The organism is Anaerotignum faecicola (assembly GCA_024460105.1).
Lineage (GTDB): Bacteria > Bacillota > Clostridia > Lachnospirales > Anaerotignaceae > JANFXS01.
Genome location: JANFXS010000001.1, coordinates 589,487 through 616,098 on the forward strand (window position 1 = coordinate 589,487; position 26,612 = coordinate 616,098).

Annotated in this window: 22 protein-coding genes and 1 pseudogene; 8 read left to right on the forward strand and 15 right to left on the reverse strand. The window is 43.8% G+C overall.

The features are described 5' to 3' along the window. Positions 1-9: 9 nt before the first annotated feature. The 5 genes from NE664_02560 to NE664_02580 form a co-directional block, all read right to left on the reverse strand. Positions 10-1,464: an aminoacyl-histidine dipeptidase gene (locus NE664_02560; GenBank protein ID MCQ4725546.1), complete on the reverse strand. Its 1,455-nt coding sequence runs from the start codon at positions 1,462-1,464 to the stop codon at positions 10-12. 145 nt (positions 1,465-1,609) lie between these two features. Next, on the reverse strand, positions 1,610-2,968 hold the full coding sequence (locus NE664_02565; GenBank protein ID MCQ4725547.1) for a PFL family protein: 1,359 nt from the start codon (positions 2,966-2,968) through the stop codon (positions 1,610-1,612). Positions 2,969-3,080: 112 nt separating this feature from the next. Next, a complete protein-coding gene (locus tag NE664_02570) occupies positions 3,081-3,350 on the reverse strand; it encodes an ACT domain-containing protein (protein MCQ4725548.1) in 270 nt (89 codons plus the stop codon). Between the two features lie 145 nt (positions 3,351-3,495). Then, the gene (locus NE664_02575; protein ID MCQ4725549.1) at positions 3,496-4,224 is read right to left on the reverse strand and encodes an amidohydrolase family protein; all 729 of its coding nucleotides are present in this window, start codon (positions 4,222-4,224) and stop codon (positions 3,496-3,498) included. 12 nt (positions 4,225-4,236) lie between these two features. Further along, a complete protein-coding gene (locus tag NE664_02580; protein ID MCQ4725550.1) occupies positions 4,237-4,764 on the reverse strand; it encodes an ECF transporter S component in 528 nt (175 codons plus the stop codon). A gap of 158 nt (positions 4,765-4,922) precedes the next feature. Here NE664_02580 and NE664_02585 point away from each other — a divergent pair, with 158 nt between their 5' ends. Further along, positions 4,923-5,378 carry a GNAT family N-acetyltransferase gene (locus NE664_02585; protein ID MCQ4725551.1) on the forward strand — a complete coding sequence of 152 codons (456 nt, stop codon included), beginning with the start codon at positions 4,923-4,925 and terminating at the stop codon, positions 5,376-5,378. Between the two features lie 366 nt (positions 5,379-5,744). Here NE664_02585 and NE664_02590 read toward each other — a convergent pair. The 3 genes and pseudogenes from NE664_02590 to NE664_02600 all read right to left on the reverse strand — a co-directional run bounded on the left by NE664_02590 (position 5,745) and on the right by NE664_02600 (position 9,538). Then, positions 5,745-6,380, reverse strand: a pseudogene (locus tag NE664_02590) (N-acetyltransferase). Between the two features lie 326 nt (positions 6,381-6,706). Continuing rightward, positions 6,707-8,359, reverse strand: coding sequence for a putative manganese-dependent inorganic diphosphatase (locus tag NE664_02595; protein ID MCQ4725552.1), 1,653 nt, complete (start codon positions 8,357-8,359; stop codon positions 6,707-6,709). A 63-nt stretch (positions 8,360-8,422) separates the two neighbouring features. Beyond that, a complete protein-coding gene (locus NE664_02600) occupies positions 8,423-9,538 on the reverse strand; it encodes an aminopeptidase (GenBank protein ID MCQ4725553.1) in 1,116 nt (371 codons plus the stop codon). Between the two features lie 326 nt (positions 9,539-9,864). On the opposite strand from NE664_02600, the gene NE664_02605 reads away from it, so the two are divergent. The 7 genes from NE664_02605 (at position 9,865) to NE664_02635 (ending at position 16,483) form a co-directional block, all read left to right on the forward strand. Further along, positions 9,865-10,224 carry a NifB/NifX family molybdenum-iron cluster-binding protein gene (locus NE664_02605; GenBank protein ID MCQ4725554.1) on the forward strand — a complete coding sequence of 120 codons (360 nt, stop codon included), beginning with the start codon at positions 9,865-9,867 and terminating at the stop codon, positions 10,222-10,224. 288 nt (positions 10,225-10,512) lie between these two features. Then, positions 10,513-11,088, forward strand: coding sequence for a hydrolase (locus NE664_02610; GenBank protein ID MCQ4725555.1), 576 nt, complete (start codon positions 10,513-10,515; stop codon positions 11,086-11,088). Positions 11,089-11,641: 553 nt separating this feature from the next. Then, positions 11,642-13,324, forward strand: coding sequence for a glutamine--tRNA ligase/YqeY domain fusion protein (locus NE664_02615; protein ID MCQ4725556.1), 1,683 nt, complete (start codon positions 11,642-11,644; stop codon positions 13,322-13,324). Between the two features lie 113 nt (positions 13,325-13,437). Further along, positions 13,438-14,244, forward strand: a complete 807-nt coding sequence (proB, locus tag NE664_02620; protein ID MCQ4725557.1) for a glutamate 5-kinase — start codon at positions 13,438-13,440, stop codon at positions 14,242-14,244. Beyond that, positions 14,241-14,654, forward strand: a complete 414-nt coding sequence (locus NE664_02625; protein ID MCQ4725558.1) for a hypothetical protein — start codon at positions 14,241-14,243, stop codon at positions 14,652-14,654. The genes proB and NE664_02625 overlap by 4 nt, the downstream gene beginning before the upstream one ends. 17 nt (positions 14,655-14,671) lie before the next feature. Then, positions 14,672-15,226, forward strand: coding sequence for a 5-formyltetrahydrofolate cyclo-ligase (locus NE664_02630; protein ID MCQ4725559.1), 555 nt, complete (start codon positions 14,672-14,674; stop codon positions 15,224-15,226). Positions 15,227-15,238: 12 nt separating this feature from the next. Further along, the gene (locus NE664_02635) at positions 15,239-16,483 is read left to right on the forward strand and encodes a glutamate-5-semialdehyde dehydrogenase (protein MCQ4725560.1); all 1,245 of its coding nucleotides are present in this window, start codon (positions 15,239-15,241) and stop codon (positions 16,481-16,483) included. A gap of 539 nt (positions 16,484-17,022) precedes the next feature. Here the strand turns inward: NE664_02635 and NE664_02640 are convergent. From NE664_02640 to NE664_02670, 7 genes are all read right to left on the reverse strand, one after another. Then, on the reverse strand, positions 17,023-18,018 hold the full coding sequence (locus tag NE664_02640) for an ornithine cyclodeaminase family protein (protein MCQ4725561.1): 996 nt from the start codon (positions 18,016-18,018) through the stop codon (positions 17,023-17,025). Positions 18,019-18,162: 144 nt separating this feature from the next. Continuing rightward, positions 18,163-19,152 carry a threonine/serine dehydratase gene (locus NE664_02645; protein ID MCQ4725562.1) on the reverse strand — a complete coding sequence of 330 codons (990 nt, stop codon included), beginning with the start codon at positions 19,150-19,152 and terminating at the stop codon, positions 18,163-18,165. Positions 19,153-19,284: 132 nt separating this feature from the next. Further along, complete coding sequence (locus NE664_02650) at positions 19,285-20,190, reverse strand: LysR family transcriptional regulator (GenBank protein ID MCQ4725563.1); 906 nt, start codon at positions 20,188-20,190, stop codon at positions 19,285-19,287. Positions 20,191-21,028: 838 nt separating this feature from the next. Further along, entirely contained in the window at positions 21,029-21,250 is a 222-nt protein-coding gene (locus NE664_02655; protein ID MCQ4725564.1) for an alpha/beta-type small acid-soluble spore protein, read from the reverse strand. Positions 21,251-22,074: 824 nt separating this feature from the next. Further along, the gene (locus NE664_02660) at positions 22,075-22,401 is read right to left on the reverse strand and encodes a zinc ribbon domain-containing protein (GenBank protein MCQ4725565.1); all 327 of its coding nucleotides are present in this window, start codon (positions 22,399-22,401) and stop codon (positions 22,075-22,077) included. A gap of 465 nt (positions 22,402-22,866) precedes the next feature. Then, entirely contained in the window at positions 22,867-24,480 is a 1,614-nt protein-coding gene (locus NE664_02665) for a flagellin (protein MCQ4725566.1), read from the reverse strand. A 502-nt stretch (positions 24,481-24,982) separates the two neighbouring features. Beyond that, the gene (locus tag NE664_02670) at positions 24,983-26,596 is read right to left on the reverse strand and encodes a flagellin (protein ID MCQ4725567.1); all 1,614 of its coding nucleotides are present in this window, start codon (positions 26,594-26,596) and stop codon (positions 24,983-24,985) included. Between the last annotated feature and the right edge of the window lie 16 nt (positions 26,597-26,612).

Consider the following 26,612-nt stretch of genomic DNA (forward strand, 5'->3'; position numbering starts at 1 on the left):
AACACCTCTCTATTTCAAGTTCTCCAGCACTTTTTTAATATACCGCCATGTCCTTTCCACAGATTCAATCGAAAGCTTTTCGTTGGGCGTATGCACGTTTTCCATATCGGGGCCTATTGAAACCATGTCTATTCCCTCGATTTTTTGTCCCAGAAGGCCGCACTCAAGGCCGGCGTGTATAGCGTCTATTTTTGCGTCTTTGCCAAACATTTCCTTATATACGGAAACCATAACGTCCCTTAAATCGCTTTTTGGATTATATTCCCATGCCGGATATTCGCCGTGAGTTTCAAATTTTCCGCCTGTAAGCGCCGCTATTTCTTCCAGTTCCCCGCAAATAAGGGACTTCCTCGTTCCGACGGAACTCCTTACGGCGCATGTAAGCTTAAATCCGTCGTCGCAAGTGCGCACAATGCCCAGATTGTTTGAGCTTTCCACAAGGCCCGGTATATCCGTACTCATCGTCTTAACCCCATAAGGCGTAAGCATTAAAGCCGCCTCGGCTTTTTGAGCGGTAACATAAGAGAAAACATTTTTGGGCATATCGGCCTCAAGCATAAGTTCAACAGATATATTTTTTTCCGTATTCCTGTATTCGTTTATACACATTTTTTCAAAAGCTTCGCACAGGCCTTTCAAAATTCCCGTATCGGTTTCGTTTACAACCGCCGTCGCCCAACTTTCGCGCGGAATCGCGTTGTCCATATTCCCTCCTTCGATCTCCGCAAACCATATTTCCATGTTCTGCCTGAGAAATTTTACAAGCCTTCCCATAAGCTTATTGGCATTTGCCCTCTGGAGATGTATATCGGCCCCGGAATGGCCGCCCGCTAAGCCTTTTATGGATATTTTGGCCGCTTTTTGGCCGCTTTTCGGCCTTTCCCATGATACGGGTATTGTAATCGACGCCCTGAGGCCTCCCGCGCAGCATGTAAGTATATGCCCTTCCTCTTCGCTGTCAAGATTTATAAGCCGCCTTCCTTCCAAAACCGAACAGTCCAACGCCCGGGCCCCGTTCATCCCCGCCTCTTCGTCGGATGTAAACACCATTTCCAACGGCGGATGATTAAGAGTTTTATCTTTAAGAAGTGCAAGCATATAGGCAACCGCTATTCCGTTATCCGCGCCGAGAGTCGTTCCTTCCGCTTTTACATAGCCGCCTTCGGCATAGGCCATAATAGGATCTTTTAAAAAATCATGTTCGGTCCCTTTATTTTTTTCGCATACCATATCCATATGCCCTTGAAGGATAACGGCCGGGGAATCTTCATAACCTTCCGACGCCGGCTTTTTAATAACCACATTAAAGGCCTCGTCCTGATATACGTTGTAACCCATGCATTTTCCTGCATTTGCCAAAAAATTGCTGACCGCTTCTTCATTTCCGCTGCCGCGCGGTATTCGGCTTATTTCCTCAAATATTTCAAAAACCTCCGCCGGTTGTATGTTTGCAAGCATTTTCATATTGGACCTCCTTTATTTATTAATATATTATCCGCCGTATTCCCAAATATTCTAAAATGCCGCAGGGAAATACCCTGCGGCGAAACAAAATTTCCAAAACAAAAGCACAGGGCGTTTCCCGATTCTGTTCTGAAACAGTTTACAATTAATTTTTAAAACTGTGTATAGGCGCCGGAACTCTTCCGCCCCTGTTTATAAAATCGGCGCAGCTGAACTTATTAACCGGCATTATAGGCGCATATCCGAGAAGGCCGCCGAATTCTACCGTTTCGCCCACGCCTTTGCCTATAACGGGTATTATCCTTACAGCCGTCGTTTTGTTGTTTACCATGCCGATTGCGGCTTCATCGGCAATTATGCCGGAGATTGTAGTGGCAGGCGTATCCCCCGGTATGGCAATCATGTCAAGCCCTACGGAGCAGACGCATGTCATGGCTTCAAGCTTCTCAAGAGTAAGCGCCCCCAGCCTTGCCGCCTCAATCATGCCGTTGTCCTCGCTTACCGGTATAAACGCGCCGCTGAGCCCGCCTACATAACTGCTTGCCATAACGCCGCCTTTTTTTACATTGTCGTTAAGGAGCGCAAGCGCCGCCGTCGTTCCTGGTGCGCCGGCCTCCTGAAGCCCCATCTGCTGGAATATCTCGGCGATACTGTCGCCTATTGCAGGCGTAGGGGCAAGGGATAAATCTATAATTCCGAAAGGGACTTTGAGCCTTTTGGAAGCTTCCTGGGCTACAAGCTGGCCTACCCTCGTAATTTTAAAGGCCGTTTTCTTAATTGTTTCGCAAAGGGTTTCAAAATCGGCGCCTTTACATTCCTCAAGCGCTTTCTTTACAACCCCCGGGCCGCTTACGCCTACGTTGATAACGCAGTCTTTTTCGCCCACGCCGTGGAAAGCCCCGGCCATAAACGGGTTGTCTTCAACGGCGTTGCAGAAAACAACAAGCTTGGCGCATCCAAGACAGTTGTTGTCCTTTGAAAGCTCGGCGGTTTCGACAATAATTTCACCCATGCGTTTAACGGCGTCCATATCAAGGCCGTTGCGGGACGTTCCGATGTTTACGGAAGAACACACCACGTCCGTTTCCGCAAGCGCCTGCGGTATGGAATTTATAAGTATTTCGTCGCTTTTTGTGCATCCTTTATGCACAAGGGCCGAAAATCCGCCTATAAAATTCACGCCTACGTCCTTTGCCGCCCTGTCGAGGGTTTTCGCAACGGAAACATAGCTTTCCGCATTGCATCCCGCGGCCGCAATAGCAATCGGCGTTATGGAAATGCGTTTGTTTACAATAGGTATGCCGAATTCCTTTTCCAATTCTTCCCCGGTCTTTACAAGATCCTTTGCTTTTGAGGTTATTTTATCGTATATTTTTTGGTTAAATTTATCCAAATCGCTGTCGGCGCAGTCGAGAAGGCTTATGCCCATTGTTATTGTGCGCACGTCAAGCTTGGCTTCCTGTATCATTTTATTAGTTTCAATAATTTCGCGCTTAGAAATCATGTTTTATCCTCCCGAAAATACAAGCCGGTTTTAAACGGCAGCAAAACTTATGCATTTTTTACGGTTTCCTCATAGGCTGACTATGGGACGCATATATTTTAACAACCGTATTTTATATCCTGTGCATGCTGTCAAAAATATCTTCGCGCTGGAGCTTAATCTCTACGCCGATATTTTTGCCTAAATCTTCAAGCCCCTTATATACGTTCTCAAAGGAATCCGTCGAGTTATTCATGTCGACAATCATCATCATATTAAAAAACCCCTGTACTATTGTCTGGGAAATATCAAGTATATTTATTCCTTTATCCGAAAGATAGACGCATACTTTAGCGATAATTCCGACTTTATCTTTGCCTAACACAGTTATAATGCCTTTCATAGAAGAACCTCCCGCTTTGGTTAATATATACAAAGTTACCTATTTTGTATTATACATAATGTTTAATGTCTAATCAATAACAAAATGCCACAAAAAACGGGGCGCACGCCCCATTATGCGCATGCGCCCTTAATATCCGTATAATTTACAGCCCCAAAAGCCCGGCGGCGTTATTATAAAAAACGTCTTTAAGGCCTTTTTCTTCAAGCCCGCATGTCAAAACTTTCTGTATTTCGACAGAGGGGTGGTGAAAAGGGGCGTCCGTGCCGAACATTATTCTGTCCCGGCCGACGGTTTCATACGCCTCCTTTATTTTACTGCCCATAGGCATGCCGCTCATTTCAAGATATATATTTTTATACCGCCTTGCCATTTTCAGCGCCGCGTCGATATACACCCCATGGCCGTGCCCCATATGTATCATAACCGTTTTAACCGACGGATGTCGTTCCGCAAGGAGGGCTATGCTCCACGGCAGAGAATAAGGCGGATGCCCGCTGTGTATAAAAACAGGCGCGCCGTACTTTTCCGCAAGACGCATAACAGGATCGCATGCTTCGCTGTCCGCAACGTACGCGCATGAAAGCGGGTTGAGCTTTATGCCCTTAAATCCATAACCGCCCAGGTATTTTTCCCCTTCTTCAATACATTTCTCTCCCTCGTTCGGGTTAAGGTATACCAAAGGCAAAAATTTTTCTCCGTATTTTTTAACGGCCTCAAGAACATCCTCGTTCTTTGAGGGCCCGGACGCGCAGAGAACCGCTTTTTCAATCTCGAATTCCTCCATCTGCCCAACCAGCCTTTCAGCGTCTATACCGACGTTTGCCCAGCCGCCGAAATTTCCGATATGGGCGTGTGCGTCAATCTTTTTCATATAAAATCCCCCTTATTGTTTTCTCCGCGCCGTACTGCAAGCGAACTTATTGAAAAATCCGCTTGATTTAAGCGCCCCTACAAACACGGCCGTTATGATTATGCTTGCGGAAGTCTGTACAAGAAGGCCTGGAGTCATAACCATTGCCTGTGCAAAGCCGTAATAAAGTATTTTTACGGCCGTATATGCAAATATCTGGAAAATCCCGCCGCAAACGGCTCCGACAAGCCAGTTTAATTTTGCCTTCGGCATAATCTTTGATATAAACGCCCCCATTATAAGAGCAAGCATAAATTTTATAAAAAACGTGGGTACGGCCCACTGCATATACCCCCCTATTATATCCGCAAAGGAAGCCCCCACTGCCGAGGCAAAGGCTCCCTTCCTTCCGCCCAGCATCAGCACACTTATAAGTATCATGCTGTCGCCGAGATGCGAATAGCCGTTTATTGAAGGTATTTTTATAAAGTAAGTTGCTATAAAAATAAGCGCGGCCATAATTGAAATTTTTGTTATGTCGTTCACCGTAAAATTTTTCATCCTATCATTCCTTCCCGCTTTTATTTGGGAAAATAATACCACCTCAAACATCGGTATTCCACTGCTTCGGAATATTAAATTAAAATTGTATTGATACAATTTGCGCTATAAGTCTTTATTGTGGTAAAATATCCGTAAATACCCGGGGAGGTATGCATATGGAAATATACAGGTTTGACGGCAGGAGGGAAATATTTTTGGAGCTTCTTCTGTCCGCCGACGAACAGGAAAGCATGTTAAGAAAATATATGGAAAAAGGCGATATGTTCATCCTTGACGACGACGGGATAAAAGGCGAATGTATTGTAACATGTGAAGGCGACGGCGTATACGAGATAAAAAATATCGCCGTATACCCACAGTTCCAAAGACAGGGATATGCCGAAAAAATTATAAATTATATACCCACGTATTACAGGGATTGCCGCGAACTGTATGTTGGCACGGGCGACAGCCCGCTTACAATACCCTTTTATGAAAAGTGCGGATTTAAAAGGAGCCATATTGTCAAAGATTTTTTCACCCAAAACTATGACCGCCCTATTTTTGAAAACGGGGTGCAACTTAAAGACATGGTTTATTTGAAAAAAGAAATATGCTCTGCCAACAGTTAGCCACCCAAAGGGCATGCTCTGAGTACATAAAGGCAATTATTATAATTTTCACCAAACGCCATGTCCATCCTATTTTTGAAAACTGGGTGCGGCTTAGAGACATGGTTTATTTGAAAAAAGAAATACGCATTGCAGACAGTCAGCCGTTCTAAAGGCATACTCCGAATACATAAAGGCAATTTATAAAAAACAGATTTTCAGACGCCGCCGCGGAATTTTGTCCATATCAGCGCGCTTAAAAACACTTCGTCTGCGGGCATTACCGTCATGTGTTCTCCGGTTCCGTCAACAATATCTGCGAAATACCGTTACAGTTAAAAACGCGGCCGCTTAAACATACGGCCGCGTTTTTATATTCTTAATTAATTACTGGACAAACGAGCTGCTGAGTATATAAAATTCTTCCTGGCTAGGCTGAAATTTCTTTTCCATTTTCTTAAGGCCATCGTCAAAACGCTCCGCCTCTTTTTCGTCTATATCCATTGCCGGACTGCCTATATAGTTCCATTTCCTGCCGTCAAAAACATTGTCCGCAAGTTCCTTAACAAGCATTGCCGCCGGATACTTCCCTCCGTCGACGCCTACATTATATTTTTTGCAGCTCTTAAAACCGAGGCCTACATAGTTGCTTGGGCTTCCGAATATTACGACGGCGTCATATCCCATTTCCCTTGCTTTTTCAAACGAATGGGCTATAAGCGTTTTGCCGTATCCCTTTCTCTGGTATTTCGGCAGTATACATACCGGGCCGAATGTCAAAACAGTTTTTTCATTCCTGTCATCGTCGACAAGTTTTGACTTCGTATACATAATATTTCCTATAATTTCTCCGTCAAGTTAGATTACAAAATCAAGTTCCGCCAAAAAATCGTCATGTCCGCGCATAACATGGGCAAGATAATGCTCGTAGCATCCCGGAACATATAAATTATAAAAAGCTTCCCTTATAATTTCTTCTACTTTTCCGTAATCTTTCCCTTCTTCATTTCTTATTCTTATCACTTATTGTCCTTTCCGTTTTCCGTCTTTCAACGTGTTTTTATTTCCTTCAGAAAACCGTTCAAACAGTTTTCCATAACCGCCTTAATTTAGACAAAACGGCTTCGGCTTATCCTTTATCCCATATGCCGCCTAAGCCATGCATTATGGCAGTATACGCCTCAACGGCGCGCCGCCCAAAAACGCGGCATGCAAAAATTCCGCCTGCAGAAGCGTTATTATTCTTCCCCAAACTTAAATTTAACATCCGCGCCGCATAAAAAATAATATGCGGGAAAATTAAGCATAAAGCCCGTTTTTAATTATCTCTTGCGCATCCGATAATTTTATTACTGCTGCTGTATTGCAGATATAACGCTCGGTATAAGCTGTTTCTTCCTTGAAACCATGCCCTCGACAAATATACTGCCGTCGTCGTCCGCTTCGCCGAACGCCGTTTCTATAAACTCTTTCGCTTTAGCGCCTTTAAACAGAAGTATGGACGATTCGTCGATTATATTCGTAAGCATAAATATTAGCATATCCACTCCGCCGTTTTCAATAAGGCCGTCCATATATACGGAAAGGCGGCTTTTAAGGCTTGCGAGATCCCCGCTGTTCATGCTCGTTATCTGTCCTACGCCGAATGAAATCCCTGAAGCGTTAAACTCCTTATAGTCCTGATGGAATATTTCATCCTCCGTCCTTGAATCAAAATCGCTTCCTGCCGAAAACATGCTTTCGGCAAACTCCTGTATATCTATGCCGGCAATAGGAGCTAAGGCTTCAGCCGCGGCCCTGTCGGCGGGAGTGCATGTAGGCGATCTGAACATAAGCGTATCGGAAAGTATTGCGCCGCAAAGCGCGCCCGCTATTTCTTTCGGTATTTCCACATTATTTTCGCCGTACATAAGGTACACTATAGTTGCCGTACAGCCTAACGGTTGGTTCCTGAAATACACGGGGTTCATAGTTTCGAGGCTGCCGAGACGGTGATGATCTATTATCTCCTGTATTTCCGCAAACTCTATGCCGTCAACAGCCTGATTTTTCTCGTTATGATCCACAAGTATAACCTTCTTTTTGTCCATATCGAGAAAGCTTCTTTTAGAAATCTGGCCTATGTATTTCCCCTGTTCGTCTATTACAGGGAAATATCTGTGGCGGTTTTTTGCCATAACGTCCTTAACGTCGTTTGTATAATCGTCTATGTTAAAAACAAGCAGATTGTCAGAAGTCATAAAATATTTAATCGGCATGCTTTTATTTAAAAGCCTTGCAACCGTATATGTGTCGTAAGGCGACGAGATTATTACAGTGCCCTTTTCCTTTGCAAGCTTTAAAACAGATTCCTTTACCGTATTGTCAGTGCAGAGGACTATGCAGCTTACCCCAAGCTCAATTGCTACGAACTGGCTTTCAAACCTGTTGCCTATTATAACAAGATCGTGTTCGCCTATAAATTCTCCCATCATTTCAGGCGTGTTTGCCGCTATCGAGACCCTGCCGCGGCTGAAATACCCGTTAATATCGCCGCAAAGTATACGCCCGTCCAGCGTTTCAACAATATTTTTATACGAAGTGTTTGCCTTTGACACAATCCTGTTGTCATACACGTCCATATCGCTTGCGGCAATATCGCCTATAGTTATAAGGCCGTCGATCCCGCCGTCGGCATTTGTCACGGCAAGGGTCACGGCGTTTTGCTTTTTCATTATGTTATAAGCCTCTTTAAGCGAAATATCGCCGCTTACGCCGTCTACTTTTTTTATTTCAATGTCGCTTACCTGGCTTCTTACGTCGGCTATATACCGCGGTTCCGCAAGGCCGAAAGTTTTAAGCACAAAAGAGGTTTCCTTGCTTATTTCTCCGCACCTTGCCGCCGTGTATATATTTTCCGGCGAAATCTTATTTTTAAGCGCCGCGTAAGCGATAGCCGAACATATAGAGTCGGTGTCCGGGTTCTTATGCCCGATAACGGTTATTTTGTTCCTTTTTTCCATAAATATCTCCCATTCTGCAAAATTCTGGCAACTTCATATTTTAAAACCATAAGGCGGTTTTGTCTATATCAAATTTTCAGGATTTAAGCAAAGGAGTTCTTCCGCAACAAACCTTCCGTCTTTCCTTATGAGGACGTCGTCAAAGTATATCTCCCCTCCTCCGTATTCCGGAGTTTGAATAAGCACCAAATCCCAGTGTATTGCGCTTTTGTTCCCGTTTTCCGCATCTTCATAGCAGTTGCCCGGCGTAAAGTGTATGCTTCCCATTATTTTTTCGTCAAAAAGGATATTGTTCATTGCTTTTGTTATATATGGGTTTACTCCGATTGCAAACTCTCCAACATACCTTGCCCCTTCGTCGGTGTCGAATATTTTATTGAGCCTTTCGCTGTCGTTAGCCGTGGCTTCGACAATTTTCCCGTCTTTAAACGTAAGGCTTACGTTTTCAAAAGTAAAAGAATTATATTCGCTCGGCGTATTGTACGTTATCTTTCCGTTAACGGAATTTTTTACAGGAGCCGTATAAACTTCGCCGTCCGGGATATTGCACTCGCCGGCGCATTTAATAGCCGGTATATCTTTAATTGAAAACGAAATATCAGTATCCTTTCCCACAATACGCACTTTATCAGTCTTTTCCATAAGCTTCACAAGGCTGTCCATAGCTTTCGACATCCTGCCGTAATCAAGGTTGCACACTTTATAATAAAAATCCTCAAACGCTTCGAGGCTTGTGTTCGCAGACTGCGCCATTGAAGGCGTAGGGTAACGGAGCACTACCCATTTCGTATCGGGCACGCGTATATCGTTTACGGGACGCGTATAAAGGACCGAATACTTTTTAAGCTGGTTATCGTCCACATCGCTCAGCTCCCTTAAATTGTCCTCTCCCCTGACTCCGATAAAAGCGTCCATATGGCGCATTTTTTCACATTCCCACTGCGCCATAAGCTTCAGCTGCTCATCGCCCGCGCCCATAAGGAATTCCCTGTCGATTCCGGCAGTGCTCATTTCCACAAACGGGAAGGCCCCTTTTTTGTAAACTTCTTTTATAATCTGCTTAACAAGCGGGATTGGCCCCGTTCCGTTGCAGCTAATCAAAACCCGTTCCCCTTCCTGAACGCGGCATGAATATTCGACAAGGTTTTTAGCCAATACTTTATCTCTTTCGTCCATAATTCCGTATCTCCTTTTATGATGTTAATTTATTATATATTTTAGTTATTGTCAGTTTCGGGCTTTTTAATTCAGCGTTTCCAAAAGCCCGCGGCAGAAAATCCAAATCATACGCAAAATCATACTTTATGGGCAAAACCGAAGCTGTAAGAAGCTATAATATGCGTAAAATAATTTTACTACTATTTTAAAAAAAGTCAATTATATTGCGGCGCAACCGGCGTTTACATTTCCAAAACTAAAAATACGAACGCCTATGGATTTTTTGCCTTTAGTTTGGTATAATTATTATTATAATATAAAAATATAGGTGAAAAGAGGTCTTTTTTATGATTATTGCCGTAACTTACGAAAACGGGGAAATTTTCCAGCACTTCGGAAAAACAAAGGAGTTTATGCTTTACGACGTAGACGCAAACACAGTTAAATCGTCAAAGAAAATCGACACCTCCGATACGGGCCACGGCGCTTTGGCCAAAAGGCTTAAGGATAACGGCGTAAACCTGCTTATATGCGGCGGCATAGGTTCCGGCGCAATGGACGCCCTCAGCGAAAACGATATTGAAGTTATATTCGGCGCGTCGGGAGATGTTGAAACCGCAGTTAAAAAATATTTAAGCGGCGAAAATATAGGCGATCCAAACGCAAAATGCAATCATCACGGCGAAGATCATACATGCAGCCATTAACTGTGGTTTGATATTTTAAAGGTACGGGCATAATTACAGAAAAACTTTACTGCAAATCGGCAGATGAAAAGCCGCGGTTTTCATTTTTGGCGTAAACGCCTTGAAAATCCGGCTTTTTTATACATAAAACGAAAAATACGCAATAAAACATGAAAAACAATAATTTCGACAGGTATGCCGTATGTATTTTAGCCATAAAGCCGTAATTCGCTGAATTTTTTAATACAGTCTGCCGCGCAAAACAAATATTTAAATATACTGAACATATCGTTTTCGGAGGGGATACAAATGGATAAAACCATAACAAGGTCCGAGGCATGGGAACTGCTTGGGGAATATACAAAAACTCCCGCGCTTTTAAAACATGCGCTGGCCGTTGAAGCGGTTATGAAACATTTCGCAAGGTTAAACGGCGAGGATGAAGAAATTTGGGGGATCGTCGGACTCCTTCATGATCTGGATTATGAAAAATATCCAGACGAACACTGCGTTAAAGCCAAAGAAATAATGGAAGGGCGCGGAATAAGCAGTTTCTATATACGCGCCGTGTGCAGCCACGGCTACGGCATCTGCTCCGATATTAAGCCTGAAAGCGCCCTTGAAAAAACGCTTTTTACAATAGACGAACTGACCGGCCTTATAAACGCCGTATGCCTTATGCGTCCCTCAAAAAGCGTGCTTGACTTAGAGGTAAAATCGGTTAAGAAAAAATTCAAGGACAAATCCTTTGCCGCGGGCGTAGACCGCGAAGTTATACTCAAAGGCTGTGAAATGCTCGGCATACCACTTGAAAACGTAATAGCGGAAACTATCGGCGGCATGCGGGAAAACGCCGAGGCTATCGGCCTTAAAGGAAACCTTTAATAAGCATAATCCCGCCCTTAAATCATAAATACATAAATTGCCATTAAAACAGGCGTCAGGCACAATAAGCCGTAAGCCTGTTTTTTATGTGTTTTTTATTTGCGGCATACAATTTCTACGTTCCTTTTGCAGGGATACTCTTTACCGTTCCCAAAACCCTTTTCGGCATGTTTTTGCATTTTTCGCGCTTGCCGAACGTTTCAAGCCCGTCTCGCTTCAATCCGTAAACGCCCGTTTAAAACATAGGTTATTCAAAGCGGCACGGACGCCTATTTTTGATTGAATTAAATTGACGAAACCGGGCAATTATAGTAATATGAAATGAATACCCCGGTTTGCAAAAACATATATGGTTACGGTATGCGGCGGCGTTAAAAACGTTTGTATTTGAATCATACAAAACTTCTTAGTTTCTTACTTTCGTTCTTACGCCTTTCGTCATGGATATATTCGGCCACGCAAGCTAACCCTTTCTGCCGCAAGGCGCATATGCCCATGCAGACCGAAGATATAAAATGTGAAAAACTGAAATTCTTTAGGAGGCTTTTTCCATATGTCTGAAGATATTAAAAACGAAAATAACAGCGACCTCAGCGCCACGGGAAATTTCATACATACTTACATACAAAACGACCTCGGCGAAAACCTTTCAAAAATCAAAACCCGTTTTCCGCCAGAGCCCAACGGGTATCTGCATATAGGCCATGCAAAATCCATATGCCTTAATTTTGGCCTCGCTAACCTTTACGGCGGCAAATGCAACCTGCGTTTTGACGATACGAACCCGTCGAAAGAGGATACGGAATATATAGAAAGCATTAAAGAGGACGTTAAATGGCTCGGTTTCGACTGGGAGGACAGGCTTTATTTTGCATCAAGCTATTTCGATACGTTTTACGATATAGCCGTTAAGCTTATAAAAGAAGGCAAAGCGTTCGTATGCGACCTTAATGCGGAAGAAATGCGCGCCTACCGCGGAACTTTAAGCGGGCCGGGAAAAAACAGCCCTTACCGCGACAGGAGCGTTGAAGAAAACTTAGATCTGTTTGAACGCATGAAAAACGGCGAATTCCCCGACGGCAGCCGTACGTTAAGGGCCAAGATTGACATGTCGTCGCCCAATATAAATATGCGGGATCCCGTTTTGTACAGAATTGCCCACGCAAGCCACCATACCACCGGAAACAAATGGTGCATATATCCTATGTATGACTTTGCGCACCCGCTTGAGGACGCCATTGAAGGAATAACCCATTCTATCTGCACAATGGAATTTGAGGACCACCGCCCTCTTTACGATTGGGTTGTAGACAACAGCGGCCTGCCGGCAAAACCTCGCCAAATAGAATTTGCGCGCCTTGGACTTACAAACACGGTTATGAGCAAACGCAAACTCCGCGCCCTGGTGGAAGACGGCCTTGTGGACGGATGGGACGATCCGAGGATGCCGACGATATGCGGGCTTCGCCGCTTGGGCGTAACCCCTGAAGCCATAAGGGATTTCTGCGAAAAAATCGGCGTGAGCAAAGCCAACAGCAAAGTTGACCGTTCTCTTTTGGATCACTGTATCAGGGACGATTTAAAAGCGAAAGCAAAAGTCGTTATGGCCGTATTGGATCCTGTTAAAGTGATAATAGATAATTACCCGGAAGGCCAGCTTGAGTTTCTCACCATAGAAAACAACCCGGAAAACGAAGCGATGGGCACGCGTCAAGTACCTTTTTCAAAGGAGCTTTACATTGAAAGGGACGACTTCATGGAAGTTCCAGAAAAGAAATTTTTCCGCCTTGCTCCCGGCAAGGAAGTACGCCTTAAAGGCGCATATTACATTACATGCACGGATTTTACAAAAGATGAAAACGGCGTTATAACAGAGATCCATGCGACATATGATCCGGAAACCAAGAGCGGTTCGGGATTTGAAGGGCGTAAAGTTAAGGGCACCCTGCACTGGGTTAACGCCGACACGGCTGTTGAAGCCGAAGCCCGCCTTTACGATGCAATGATGCTCGATAACCCTCAGGACCCTAACGGCGATATGATTATGAACCCGGATAGCCTTAAAGTCGTTAAATGCGTTGCCGAACCTTCAGTGAAGGATGCTTCTCCCGGCGACAGGTTCCAGTTTATGAGAAACGGGTATTTTGCAGTCGATACAAAATGCACGTCGTCCGAAAAGCTTGTTTTCAACAGGATAGTCGCGCTGAAAAGTTCTTTTAAGCCTAAAAAACAATAACAGTAAAAAAGCGGCCTTAAGGCCGCTTTTATTTTATATTCCTATTCCTTTTCTCTAATCTTTGTAGTAGAATATTATAATCGGAATATATTTTTAATTATCTGAGGTGCATTATGGATTACAGGCAAAAACTTAAAGACCACAAACGCATTGTTATAAAAATAGGCACGTCAACCGTTACATACCCAAACGGGAGAATAAACCTCAAACGCATGGAACAGCTTGCATGGGTGCTTGCGGACCTTAACAACCAAGGAAAGGACGTTGTGCTTGTTTCTTCAGGCGCAATGGGCGTTGGTTCCGCCGATCTCGGCTTAACGGAACGCCCGACGGAAATCAGGCTGAAACAGGCGGCGGCTTCAGTCGGACAAGCTTCATTAATACAAATTTATAAAAACTTTTTTAACGAATATAATCAAAAAGTTGCACAGATACTTCTTACAAAAGAAGATATTAAAAACGAAGAACGCCGTACAACCGCCTCTACTACATTTGAAACGCTTTTCCGCATGCAGGTTGTGCCAATCGTAAACAACAACGACGCCGTTGCAACGGTTAATTTTGAATTTTCCGACAACGACACTCTTTCAGCCGTGGTGGCCAACCTTATAGGGGCCGATCTTCTTGTGCTTTTAACGGACATTGACGCGCTCTATGACGCAAACCCGCGTAAAAACCCCGGCGCAAAACGTATCTCCGTTGTGGAAGAAGTTACGGACAACATATTATCCATGGCGGGCGAAAAAGGCAGTATTTTCTCTGTAGGCGGCATGGAAACAAAGCTTCTGGCGGCAAAACGCTGCCGCGAAAGCCGCACAGACATGGTTATCGCCCTCGGCGAAGATCCCCGCATACTTAACAAAATCATTGAAGGCGAGGATATAGGCACATTATTTATAAACAAGGAGTTTCAAAAATGAAAGAATGCCCTTTCTGCGGAACAAAAATAAGAAACGAAAACGCCCACTGCCCGGGCTGCGGATACGGTCAGGGAATTTCCGGGCAACGCTCGCCTTTCGGCGAAAATCCATGGCGCCGGAATCAAAATGCATCTCCCTCCCCATTTTTGCCTAACGGAAACAATAATCAGGCTCCCGCCCAAAAACGTTTTAACATCGCGCTTGAAATTATACTTATAATTCTTGCGGTTTTAGTCCCGCTTGTCGGCATAATAGTTGGAATTGTGTTCTTATGCCAAAACGATAGGGAACTTAAACGCGTAGGCAAAGTTATCTCCTTGGTTGGAGGATGCGTATTTCTCTTAGGCATCGTTATGGCGGCAGTCATTATGAAATCATCACTTTTAGGCGCAACAATATTAACATACTGAACAAAGGGGACGAACATATGAAAAACGAAATGAGGCGCGAGTTCCTTGCCAAAAGGAATTCAATGCCCAAAGAAGAACAGGAAGAAAAAAGCCGCGCAATAATAAAAAAGCTTTTAAACAGCGCCGAATATAAAAACGCCCGGACAATTTTTGTTTATATAAATATGGGTTCGGAAGTGCGGACAACCGAATTTATTGAAAAAGCATGGGCCGACGGGAAAAAAGTGGCCGTTCCCATAGCAAAAAAAGACCGCCTTATGTATTTTGTCGAAATAACTTCCTTTGAAAACATGTCGCGTACAAAGCTCGGCGTAACGGAGCCCGATATACCCATGGAAAAACAGGTTTTTCCCGACAGCAAATCCATGTTCATAGTTCCCGGCAGTATGTTCGACATTAAAAAAAACCGCTGCGGATACGGCGGCGGGTACTATGATACTTACACGTCGGAGCATAACGTTAAAAATACAATAGGCGTCTGCTACGACTTCCAGCTTGCCGAAAAAATACCGACGGACAGATATGACAGAAAACTTGACAAAATAATCACGGAACTGCGTACAATAGAATAAAGGGGGAACTATATGAAAACTTTAACCCAAATGGGCATGCTTGCAAAAGAAGCGTCCTTTGAAACGGCCAAACTCCTTTCGCCCGCTAAAAACGCCGCGCTTTTAAACGCCGCCGAAGCTCTTTTGGATAATTCCGAGAAAATTATCAAAGCAAACAAAGAGGATGTTGACAACGCCGTTAAAAACGGCATGAAAGCCGCCTTTATAGACAGGCTTACCTTAAACGAAAAAAGGATCGCCGCCATGGCCGACGGTTTAAGGCAGGTTGCGTCCCTTCCCGATCCAATAGGCGAAACAATTTCAATGAAAACTCTGCCAAACGGCCTTGTTGTCGGCAAAAGACGCGTACCTATGGGCGTTATCGGCATTATATTCGAATCCAGGCCAAATGTTACGGCCGACGCTTTCGGCCTGTGCCTTAAAGCAGGAAGCGCCGTAATACTCCGCGGCGGAAAAGAGGCTTTAAAAACGAATTCGGCGATTGTCGACGTATTCCGCTCATCCCTTAAAGAAAACGGCCTGCCGGAAGATATAGTACAGATACTTGACGATCCCAGCCGCGAAAAAGCCGCCGAAATGATGCGTCTTAACGGATTTATAGACGTTCTTATACCGCGAGGAGGCGCCGGGCTTATCAGAAGCGTAGTTGAAAACAGCACGGTCCCCGTTATAGAAACGGGCACGGGCAACTGCCATGTTTTTGTTGACGAAACCGCAAATCTTGACGACGCCCTAAAAATTGTTATAAACGCAAAAACCCAGAGACCCGGCGTGTGCAACGCCTGCGAAAGCCTTCTTGTACACAAAAATATTGCGGACATATTTATCCCGACGGTTACAAAAGCTCTTTTCGAAAAAAAAGTCGAAGTCCGCGGCGACGAAAACTTTCTCAAAGTCGACGGCGTAATCCCCGCCTCGGAAGACGACTGGGGAACCGAATATGAAGATTATATTATATCCGCCCGCGTCGTAGACGGAATCGACGAGGCGATTAACCTCATACGCCGCTACTCCACCCACCACAGCGAATGTATAGTTACGGAGAATTATACAAACGCTCAAAGGTTCCTGAATGAAGTCGATTCGGCATGCGTATATGTCAACGCTTCAACAAGGTTTACAGACGGCGAGCAATTCGGTTTCGGCGCGGAAATAGGAATCTCCACCCAAAAACTGCATGCCCGCGGGCCGATGGGGCTTAACGAGCTTACTACTACAAAATATGTTATCTACGGAAACGGCCAGATTAGGGAATAGCCTTTATCCCGCTTTATGGAGTTCATATTTTCAAACAAGGCGCATTTTCCCAAATAAAAATTTGCAACAGTCTTAAAAAATTAAAAAATCCGCTTTGCATAATGCGCCGTTCTTTGAAATATGCAGTCTGAAAACCTGCGAAAATATTTTTAATCCATTTCATATTCAGCTTCGGTTTATAAGGGCACACATTCCCACAAGGAAAATTTTCCGCATTTCAGCGACGTATACGCTTACCGCGGAATCCGCGCGCCTGTGCTTATGCGCCTTGAACGGCAAAAAATTTCCGCCTTATGAGAGCGTAGTGTTTTAACTGCCGTCAGCGGCGTAATGGCAAAGCAAAAGCGCATATGCAACGCTGAACCTACGTCAGGCGGATTTAACCACAGCTCTTGCTCGGCCAATGCCCGTTAAAACCGTACGTACTTTGTAAAACCGAAGATAAAAATTATTAAAACAAAAAGGCGCATATTATATTATGCGCCTTTTTTACTCTCAATCCAGTAAAACACGACTGATTTTAAACATATATAATTAATTTATTTGAGAAAATCATACTTAACTCCAAGGCCTTTTTTTACCGCCATATTGTATAGAGAAACAGCCGTAACATTATCCTGTATCGCCATGCCGACCGTATCGAATATTGTTATTTCATCGTCGTTTTCCCTTCCCGGCTTTTTGCCGAGTATTATATCGCCTATTTCGGCATATATTTCCTCAACTTTTATTACGCCTTCATCTACTGCATGATGCGTTTCTCCGTTTTTAACGCAAAGCTTTATTGAATCGTTAACTACTTTCGCTCCCTTAAAAACGTCTGTGCATAGTTCCTGCTTGTCGGGCATGTCGGCGCCTATTGCGGCTATATGCGTTCCGGGTTTAAGCCATTCCCTTTTTACGATAGGGGCCCTCCTGCCTATTGTTGCAGTAACAACTATATCGGCTTTTCTTATGCCTTCCTCGGCGGAAGAGCACGGGTGGAATTTAATTCCGTGCAATTCAGGCGACATATCGGCTATATATGATGTTATTTCATCCTCGCTGTAGCCCCATACATAAACGTCCGTTATATTCCTAACTCTGGCCATAGCCCTCAGCTGGCGGCGTCCCTGATTGCCCGCGCCTATTATGCATATACTGCTCGAGTCTTTCCTAGAAAGGTATTTTACGGAAATAGCCCCGGCGGCGGCCGTCCTGCATCCCGTGATCCATGTGCCGTCCATGATGCATTTCAATGCGCTTGTATCCGCTTCATAAAGGAAAACCGTATTCATGCCTGTCGGAAGCCCTATTTTGGGATTATCGGGATAACCTCCCGACGACGACTTTATGGTTATGTAACCGCCGCCCAAATCAAGGCCGCCTTTAAAATCAAATCCCGTATGGGTTCCCGGCTTCACTATAGTCATAAAGTCGGGCTGCACCACAAGACCACTGCTGAAAGAACGATACCCGTTTTCTACAGACTCCAATATATCGTCAAGGTCTATAAGGCTGCCCACTTCGCTTTTATTTAATAATAAAGTTTCCATATAAAATCTCCCTCCCGCCGTATAACATGCCTCATCTCTCCTACAGACATTCCAGCCCGCACTGATAATACTGTACGGGAATACTTCCCGCTGAACGCTTAATTTATATTTCGTTTGAGAATATACTAAGGCTTTCGGACTTTATCACAGTCTGCCGTCAACATGCTCGTTATTAAGTATCTTTCCAATCGCGTCTATATCCCAATTACCGGAAGTAAGTATAAACGCGGCGTTTTCGTGCTGTTCTACCTTTACTTCGCCGCCGAGCACAGCCGCTATGCCTACGCATGACGACGGCTCCGCAATAAGTTTCGCTTCTGCCGCCACTAATTTTGCGGCTTCTTTTATGTCCTCCTCCGTAACGGAAACAAACTCGTCAACATACTTTTCGCATATAGGATAAGGATTTTCTCCCGGCGCACGGCATCCAAGCCCGTCGGCAAGGCTCGGAAAACACTCTACTTCCACCCGGCGCCCCGCTTTCCTGCTCTGCACATATCCGTCGCTTGCCTTCGCCTGCACTCCGATTATACGTACTTTGGGGTTTATTTCTTTAATTGCCGTCGCAACCCCCGCTATAAGCCCGCCGCCGCCTACCGGGACAAAAACAGTATCTACATACGGCAAATCTTCAAGTATCTCAAGGCCGATTGTCCCCTGTCCCGCCATAACCGTATAATCCTCGTAGCCGTGGGCCATTGTATATCCGTTTTTTTCCTGAAGCTCCCTTACCATTTTCCATCTTTCTTTATAAATCCTCGGCCCAAGCACAACTTCGGCTCCGAGTTCCCTTGCCTTATCTATTTTTACATGGGGAGCGTCCTCCGGAAGGACTACGACGACATGCGTGCCTGTTATATTCCCGGCAAGAGCACATGCTTGGCCATGATTTCCCGACGAACTGCAAATTATTCCCCTGTCCCTCTCTTCCTGGCTCAAAGACAGTATCTTATTCATAGCCCCTCTCATCTTAAAAGCGCCCGTAACTTGGAGCATTTCGGGTTTTAAATACACCTTACAGCCGAGAACTTTATCCATCGTCCTCCCGCGCATAAGCGGCGTGCGTATTACATAAGGCTTTATGCGCCGTGCAGCTTCGCATACGTCGTTTAAAGTAACCGTCGTTTTTTCCATATTAAACGCCTCCTGTCGTTTTCCATATTTTAATATAACCTTTCGTTATGTTCTAACGTCTTGAGTACATTATATTATCTTAAAATAAAAACAACAATTATCTTTATATATACATAAAGCCATAACATATTGTTATGGCGAAATACAATCTTGTATGTAAGTTATAAGCTCGTTTGCATAAAGCGTAAGCGTATGGCCTTCTTTAGCGACATATCCCATGGTGAGAAACGAATCTTCCCCTTCTATAGGCAGGTTTTTAATTTTATATTGCCCGCGCTTCGGATAATCAAAATTTATCCCTATATCGACTAAATCAGTCATAAGCAGAAAATTTGTCGAAAGATGCTCGCTGTTAGTGCATACGGCGGAATGAAGGACCTCCGGATTTACAGGTCCAAGGCTTACATGCTCAAGGCCGTCCTCTATAGAAAAAAATTCTTTCAGCCCTCTCACATACTTAAACCGAGGCAGATCTTCGAACTTTACAGTTCTTTCATTATAAACGGGGCTGTTCGGACCGGCATAAAGGCAGGCTTTAAGTTTTCCCAAAACAGTGAATTCAAGGCCTTTTCTCGAAATTATATTTAAAAATGCGTTTGTACTTTTTTGCGATATATAAAGTATGCCTATTTCAGATATGCCGTGTTCAACTTGGGTTATTATTTCCTCCACAGTTCCCTGTCTGTGTTCTATATTAACATCTTTATTATTCTTATAAAGGTTTACCAGAAGCCTCGATATACTGTTGCTTTGATAAGTCGATATATACAGGGTGTTTTTCTTTTTAGCCCGCGCAGTTTCCAAAATAAGTTTGGAATTTTTTACGGCGCTTAAAGCGTAATCGTATATTTCTTTGCCGTAAGGCGTAAGTCTCAGCCCCCTTCCTGTTCTTTCAAAAACCTGATTTCCCAGCTCGTCCTCAAGCATACGGATCACTTTGCTGACATTCGGCTGGGAAGTATACAGTTTTCCAGCCGCTTTCCCAAAACTTCCGTATTCAACGCACATAAGAAAAAATTCCAACTGTTTCAGTTCCATTATGCAACTCCTGTAATAATTAAGTTAATTCCTTCGATTTACAAAAATATATACGCTCTTTATGTAAAACTTTTCTTCTATATATGTCGAAAATACATGCCTTGTCCGCATACTTCCGCTTCAAATAAAAGAAATTTTTTTTACGGAGCCTAATAGCCGATATATCCGTCAGCGGCCGGAAGTTATGCAGGCACAGCAAAGACAGAATCTTTTCGACGCTCCCGTTAAGTCTTTAAAGTCTTTCTCAACCGTTCAAATCCCCGCAGGCTTTTGCCGCAATACAACAAAAATATTTTAGCACAATGCCGCCGAGATTTACAAGCGTCCGCATTATCAAAACCGCTTTCGGTTTTTAACTGCCGCTTATATATCGCCGCCTTAAAACCGGCGCCCCATGCAAATACAGCGCATTAAAGGCCTTTATTTTAAAGTATTGGATATTCTTCCTTTCGCTTAGCATCGGTTTGCAAGAGCACACACGGTTTTAACAAACGCTGTCGGCATAAGCGCAAAGCAAAGACGCTGGCACAGCGGATTCTACGATAAACGCTTTAGCACCGCTATTTCTCCCCTAATTCTCGGCAAACCTTCATAGCTCACAAGAAAAAAATTTTTGCAGTTCAGTCTCAGCAGAGCCTACGGCAAGCATAATCAACACTGAAATGCGGAAAATTTTTCTTGCAGGGCGCGTGGGCCTTTGTAAAATGAAACTAAAAAAAGAACATAAAAAAGCGCGGGAAAAATCCCGCGCAAAAGTTAATTTCAATCCAATAGAAATCGAAGGTTAAAATTAATTTTATTGTTTAAAATAACTATAAATTAATTTATGTTATTTTAATTACATTGTTGTTTTGCCTGCCATTGACCTTTCCTGGGCTTCAATCATTTTTTTAACCATATATCCGCCTACATAACCGTTTTGAGCGGATGTAAGGTCGCCGTTGTAGCCCTGTTTAAGAGGTACGCCGATTTCGTTTGCCACTTCATATTTAAATTTGTTTAAAGCTTCGCGCGCTTCCGGCACTGTAGCCCTGTTGCTTGATGATGAACTATTTGACATAATAAGTTCCTCCTTAAAATCTTGTAGTTATTTTTGTTACAAGAGTATTATTACACGGGCAAAAACTAATATTCAGGTACTTTTTACCGTTAAATCGGTAATTTTTGAAAGCTTTTTTAATATATCCGTGTATTATGTATAAAAGTAATGGGCGTATTAAGGAATATGCAAACGAAATATAAATAAAAACGCAAACGGAATTTTAAAGTCCCCGCCTTAAGCAATTTGCGGGCTAACTCATAACACAAAACATATATGCCTTGTATGCAATAAAAATTCCTTCAAAATATACGGCTGTTTTGATGATTCAACTATTTTCCGATTTTTAAATTCATCGCTTAATACAGAGCCGATAAATCTGTTCATGCCGCTGTTTGTGAAGTTTCGGCATAAACGGCTCCGGCATTTAAACTTTAAATTATATATCCGGTTTTAAGGCAAATATAAAGAGGCAATAAAAAAAGCGGCAAAGCCGCATTACAATACTTATCCGATATTTAGAATTAAATTCAGCGTTATGGCCGAAAATTAAATACGTTATAACATTTTCACAGCCAATACTCAAAAGGCATAATTTTGTGTAATTTAGCGCCGCAATATCGTTAAAAAGCGAAAATTTTCCATGTTCAAACGCCGTTTTATCTTTTCTTGTTTTTTTAACGAAATCCAAAACAACATCCTTTATGCCCGAATATATTTCCTTCTTTCGGCTCTATAAGACATAACTGTCAAACCTTTTGCAAATAATGCCCGCACATGTATTTTGTAATACTCTTATCCAAAATTAAGGTTTTACTGCCGTTTAGCGTTCGGCATACCAAAGCTTATTTTTTAATAAGCGCAAAATATATAACTATACATACGGCCGCAACTAATATAACGGCCAAAACAGCGCCGTAATTTGATTTTTCCGCACGTCCGCTTGAAGGCGGTATATATTCGTCGTCGTCATACCTGCCGCGGCTTACATGCCCTTGCTTGTCGTGCTCCGCTTTATTTGTGTTCATGGGTTTCACCGTATTTTGTCCTTTAACCATTTTATCTAATTCCATGGCAAGTTTAAGATCCTCATCTAAAACATTACCGCAGAAAGGACAGAATTTCCTGTCGTCGTCCACAGTTTTCGAACATTTTTTACATACGCGGCCCATTTATATCCCCTCTTTCTAAAGGTACAACGATAAATATATTATATAGGCTAAATTGCAGTTCAGTCAAGAGGTTTCGGATCATAGGCGTCCCATTTTAAAAACTAAACGGCGCTTTTTACTCAGTCTGCATAAAAAACATATCCCGTTCAAGCAATTTTGCCAACTATCCCAGCCATAAAAATTACGGTAAATAAACGTGCTTATATAAAAAGAGCTGATTTTAATATCTGTCAGCCAGCTGTTATAAGTATAGACAAGCATATGTTGTCCCAACAAACATAATAATGTTAAAAAGCCGGCATAACGCCGGCCTTATGTTGTTTCATGTTGCACTTTATGTTGCTCATTTATTATTTAATACTGATTAAAATAAGAAAATGTTGCCTTTATCATTAAAATTGTCGCCTTATTGTTGCTTTATATGCCCAAAACACCGTTCTAATGTTTTGAATATTTATTTTTCAATTACTGCAATAACTGAAGAACGCCCTGTGGAACTGTGTTAGCCTGTGCAAGCATTGCCTGTGCAGCCTGTACAAGGATGTTGTTCTTCGTATATGCCATCATTTCTTCCGCCATGTCTGTATCGCGGATGCGGCTTTCAGCGGCCGTCATGTTTTCTGTCTGAACTCCTAAGTTGTTGATTGTGTGGTCAAGCCTGTTCTGGATTGCTCCCAGATCGCCCCTCTGTGACGATACTGTGTTGATAGCCGTTTTAATCTTCGCTATTGCGTCCGACGCGCCTGTCTGTGTGGAAATGTCGATTCCGTCTATGCCTAATGATTTCGCGCTCATGCTGTTTACAGTTACGCGTACTTTCTGATAGCTGTCGTTTGTATCGCCTACCTGGAGCGTAAGCCCGCCGCCTTTAAATTCAATCTTAGGAGTTTTATTTCCTGTAGTATCTGCCTCAGCGGCATTTTCTGTAAATGTTACAGTCGAACCGTCAACAGCCGTATCATATGCCTCGCCGTCTGCATTTGTAACGCCAGTTACGGCAGCCGCAACTGCCGCCGCAATCGCTTTAGCATCGGCGTCTTCCGCAATTTCAATAGCCGTAGCACCGTCTATAGTCGCTCTTTCGCCTGCCTTTACAAATTCATAAACTTTCGCGTTATCGCCTTCGCCTACCGTAAGCGTTCCACCGATTACGTCCGTTCCGACCCTTCCGTCAAAGTCCATGGATATTTTGCCCTTAACGCCGTCTTTCGCATCGACTTTACCTACAGTTCCCTTTGTAGTAGTTCCTGTAATCTTGTTAAGTTCAGTATCAAGAGTTGTCGTACCGTCATCTTCAGCTTCAAAGGTTAAAGTTCCATTGTTATCGTCTGTTTTAACAGTAAACTTCTTACCTCCGATTGTGACATCGCCTAATTTTGCCTTAACCGCCTTGGCAACTTCGTCAGCCGACATATTTTTTGTTATGTCAATCTCAACAGTCTTGTCGCCGATAGTGTATTTAGCTTTAGCGCCTTCTTCTCCATCTTGAAAACCTGTTACATCTGCAAATTTAACGGTAAAGGAACCCTTCGTACCACCGTTATTTCCATCTGCCACTTTATTTGTAGTAACGCCGCCGCCCGTTGCGCCGCCGGGAGTTCCCGGGTTTGCCTGCACCGCCGCCACGCTGTCTGTCGTCGTAACTTTCGCGCCGCCGAGAGAACCGTCTAAAAGTTTAATGCCGTTGAAGTTTGCGCCTTCCGCAATCCTGTCGATTTCGTCAAGAAGGGAGTCTACTTCCTTCTGAAGGTTAGCACGGTCTACGCTGTCGTCGTATGTGCCGTTTGCAGACTGTGTCGCAAGCTCTACCATACGGTTAAGCATCGAGTGTACTTCCGTAAGGTTTCCTTCCGCCGTCTGAACGAGGGAAATACCGTCGTTCGCATTTTTCTGGGCCGTTTCGAGGCCTTTGATCTGCGCCCTCATTTTTTCTGAAATCGCAAGGCCCGCCGCGTCGTCCCCGGCCCTGTTGATCCTGTAGCCCGATGAAAGCTTCTCGAGGTTTTTGGATAACGCGTTGTTGTTCCCGCTTAACTGCCTGTAAGAGTTTAATGCCGCAATGTTGTGTTGAATTCTCATAATTAATTTACCTCCTTGAATTACAACGGGGCAATCCTTCTCCCCGCCTGAAAAATAAGTTTATATTTTAATCGGCCCCGCCCGGATCCAAGGCTTCGCCGGTTAAAAGCGTTATATTTTATGTTCTGAAATAAACCCTTTAAAAATGATCAAATTTTATTTTCTAAAATATATATCGGTTTTTAAACAAAAATAATAATACAAATACAATTATTTTTTAATCTTTATTTTTACTTCGGAACGGCCAACACCCCGACATAATATAATTTTTATATCTTTATTTGCCGAAATAAAAAAGGCCGGCGTTACGCCGGCCTTTCATTGCTTTATACTTTATTTTGTGCTGCCCGTTTATTATTTAAATCGATACGAATATATATATGTTGCCTGTTACTTTAATATAACCGCATCGATAATAAATATAAGTATTTTCCTTTATAACTTACATTTGCCGCTTTAATTCAATTTAACGCGCCCGAAATGTCTGAGCATATCCGTTATATTACTGCAATAACTGGAGAACTCCCTGCGGAACTGTGTTAGCCTGTGCAAGCATTGCCTGTGCGGCCTGTACAAGGATATTGTTCTTCGTATATGCCATCATTTCTTCCGCCATGTCTGTATCGCGGATACGGCTTTCAGCGGCAGTCATGTTTTCTGTCTGAACTCCTAAGTTATTGATTGTATGGTCAAGCCTGTTCTGGATTGCTCCCAGATCGCCCCTCTGCGACGATACTGTGTTGATAGCCGTTTTAATCTTCGCTATTGCGTCAGACGCGCCTGTCTGTGTTGAAATATCGATTCCGTCTATGCCTAATGATTTCGCGCTCATGCTTCCTACGGTTACGCGTACTTTCTGGTAGCTGTCGTTTGTATCGCCTACCTGAAGAGTAAGGCCGCCGCCTTTAAATTCCACAGCCGGAGCTTTATTCCCTTTTGTAGTAGCCACAGGTTCCGTTTCCGTAAAGCTTACCACAGAACCGTTAACTGCTGTTGTATATCCGTCTCCGTCCGCATTCTCAACGCCTGTTATCGCCGCTCCGACTTTCTGCGCGATTTCTTCCGCCGTTGCATTTTCGTCAAGTTCGATTACAGTTGCCCCGTCGATAGCGCCTTTTTCGCCTGTCTTAACAAATTCGTAAACTTTCGCCGCGTCCCCTTTGCCAACTGTGATCGATCCGCCGATAAGATCCGAACCGACCCTGCCGTCAAAGTCCATAGATACTTTGCCCTGTACGCCGTCTTTACCGTCTACCTTGCCTACTTTTCCGGCAGTAGTATTGCCTGTTATTTTACCCATTTCGCCATTAAGATTCGTTGTAGTGTCGTTGGCAGCCTCAAGGGTTAACTTACCGCTGTTGTCGTCAGCCGAAACAGTAAACTTCTGGCCGCCTACCGTAACCTCGCCTAACTTGTCTTTAACTGCCTTAGCAACTTCGTCAGCCGACATATTTTTTGTTATATCAATAGTAACCTTTTTGTCGCCGATAGTATACTCTGCCTTTGCTCCTTCTTCCCCGTCTTTAAATCCAGTTACGGCCGTAAACGTAAGGCTGAAAGAACCTTTTGTTCCGGCGCCGTTTCCGTCGGCTACTCTTGCAGCGACAACAGTACCGCCCGTTGCGCCGCCTGCAGTACCTGGATTTGTAACTACCGCCGCCACGCTGTCCGTCGTCGTAACTTTTGCGCCGCCGAGGGAACCGTCTAAAAGTTTAATGCCGTTGAAGTTTGCGCCTTCCGCAATCCTGTCGATTTCGTCGAGAAGGGAATCTACTTCCTTTTGAAGGTTCGCGCGGTCTACGCTGTCGTCGTATGTTCCGTTTGCAGACTGTGTCGCAAGCTCTACCATACGGTTAAGCATCGAGTGTACTTCCGTAAGGTTTCCTTCCGCCGTCTGAACGAGGGAAATACCGTCGTTCGCATTTTTCTGGGCCGTTTCGAGGCCTTTGATCTGCGCCCTCATTTTTTCCGAAATCGCAAGGCCCGCCGCGTCGTCCCCGGCCCTGTTGATCCTGTAGCCCGATGAAAGCTTCTCAAGGTTTTTGGATAACGCGTTGTTGTTCCCGCTTAACTGCCTGTAAGAGTTTAATGCCGCAATGTTGTGTTGAATTCTCATAATTAATTTACCTCCT

Coding starts and splice junctions, on each gene's coding strand:
- NE664_02560 (MCQ4725546.1), bottom strand. CDS start 1,464: ATGAAAATGCTTGCAAACATACAACCGGCGGAGGTTTTTGAAATATTT.
- NE664_02565 (MCQ4725547.1), bottom strand. CDS start 2,968: ATGATTTCTAAGCGCGAAATTATTGAAACTAATAAAATGATACAGGAA.
- NE664_02570 (MCQ4725548.1), bottom strand. CDS start 3,350: ATGAAAGGCATTATAACTGTGTTAGGCAAAGATAAAGTCGGAATTATC.
- NE664_02575 (MCQ4725549.1), bottom strand. CDS start 4,224: ATGAAAAAGATTGACGCACACGCCCATATCGGAAATTTCGGCGGCTGG.
- NE664_02580 (MCQ4725550.1), bottom strand. CDS start 4,764: ATGAAAAATTTTACGGTGAACGACATAACAAAAATTTCAATTATGGCC.
- NE664_02585 (MCQ4725551.1), top strand. CDS start 4,923: ATGGAAATATACAGGTTTGACGGCAGGAGGGAAATATTTTTGGAGCTT.
- NE664_02595 (MCQ4725552.1), bottom strand. CDS start 8,359: ATGGAAAAAAGGAACAAAATAACCGTTATCGGGCATAAGAACCCGGAC.
- NE664_02605 (MCQ4725554.1), top strand. CDS start 9,865: ATGATTATTGCCGTAACTTACGAAAACGGGGAAATTTTCCAGCACTTC.
- NE664_02610 (MCQ4725555.1), top strand. CDS start 10,513: ATGGATAAAACCATAACAAGGTCCGAGGCATGGGAACTGCTTGGGGAA.
- NE664_02615 (MCQ4725556.1), top strand. CDS start 11,642: ATGTCTGAAGATATTAAAAACGAAAATAACAGCGACCTCAGCGCCACG.
- proB (MCQ4725557.1), top strand. CDS start 13,438: ATGGATTACAGGCAAAAACTTAAAGACCACAAACGCATTGTTATAAAA.
- NE664_02625 (MCQ4725558.1), top strand. CDS start 14,241: ATGAAAGAATGCCCTTTCTGCGGAACAAAAATAAGAAACGAAAACGCC.
- NE664_02630 (MCQ4725559.1), top strand. CDS start 14,672: ATGAAAAACGAAATGAGGCGCGAGTTCCTTGCCAAAAGGAATTCAATG.
- NE664_02635 (MCQ4725560.1), top strand. CDS start 15,239: ATGAAAACTTTAACCCAAATGGGCATGCTTGCAAAAGAAGCGTCCTTT.
- NE664_02640 (MCQ4725561.1), bottom strand. CDS start 18,018: ATGGAAACTTTATTATTAAATAAAAGCGAAGTGGGCAGCCTTATAGAC.
- NE664_02645 (MCQ4725562.1), bottom strand. CDS start 19,152: ATGGAAAAAACGACGGTTACTTTAAACGACGTATGCGAAGCTGCACGG.
- NE664_02650 (MCQ4725563.1), bottom strand. CDS start 20,190: ATGGAACTGAAACAGTTGGAATTTTTTCTTATGTGCGTTGAATACGGA.
- NE664_02655 (MCQ4725564.1), bottom strand. CDS start 21,250: ATGTCAAATAGTTCATCATCAAGCAACAGGGCTACAGTGCCGGAAGCG.
- NE664_02660 (MCQ4725565.1), bottom strand. CDS start 22,401: ATGGGCCGCGTATGTAAAAAATGTTCGAAAACTGTGGACGACGACAGG.
- NE664_02665 (MCQ4725566.1), bottom strand. CDS start 24,480: ATGAGAATTCAACACAACATTGCGGCATTAAACTCTTACAGGCAGTTA.
- NE664_02670 (MCQ4725567.1), bottom strand. CDS start 26,596: ATGAGAATTCAACACAACATTGCGGCATTAAACTCTTACAGGCAGTTA.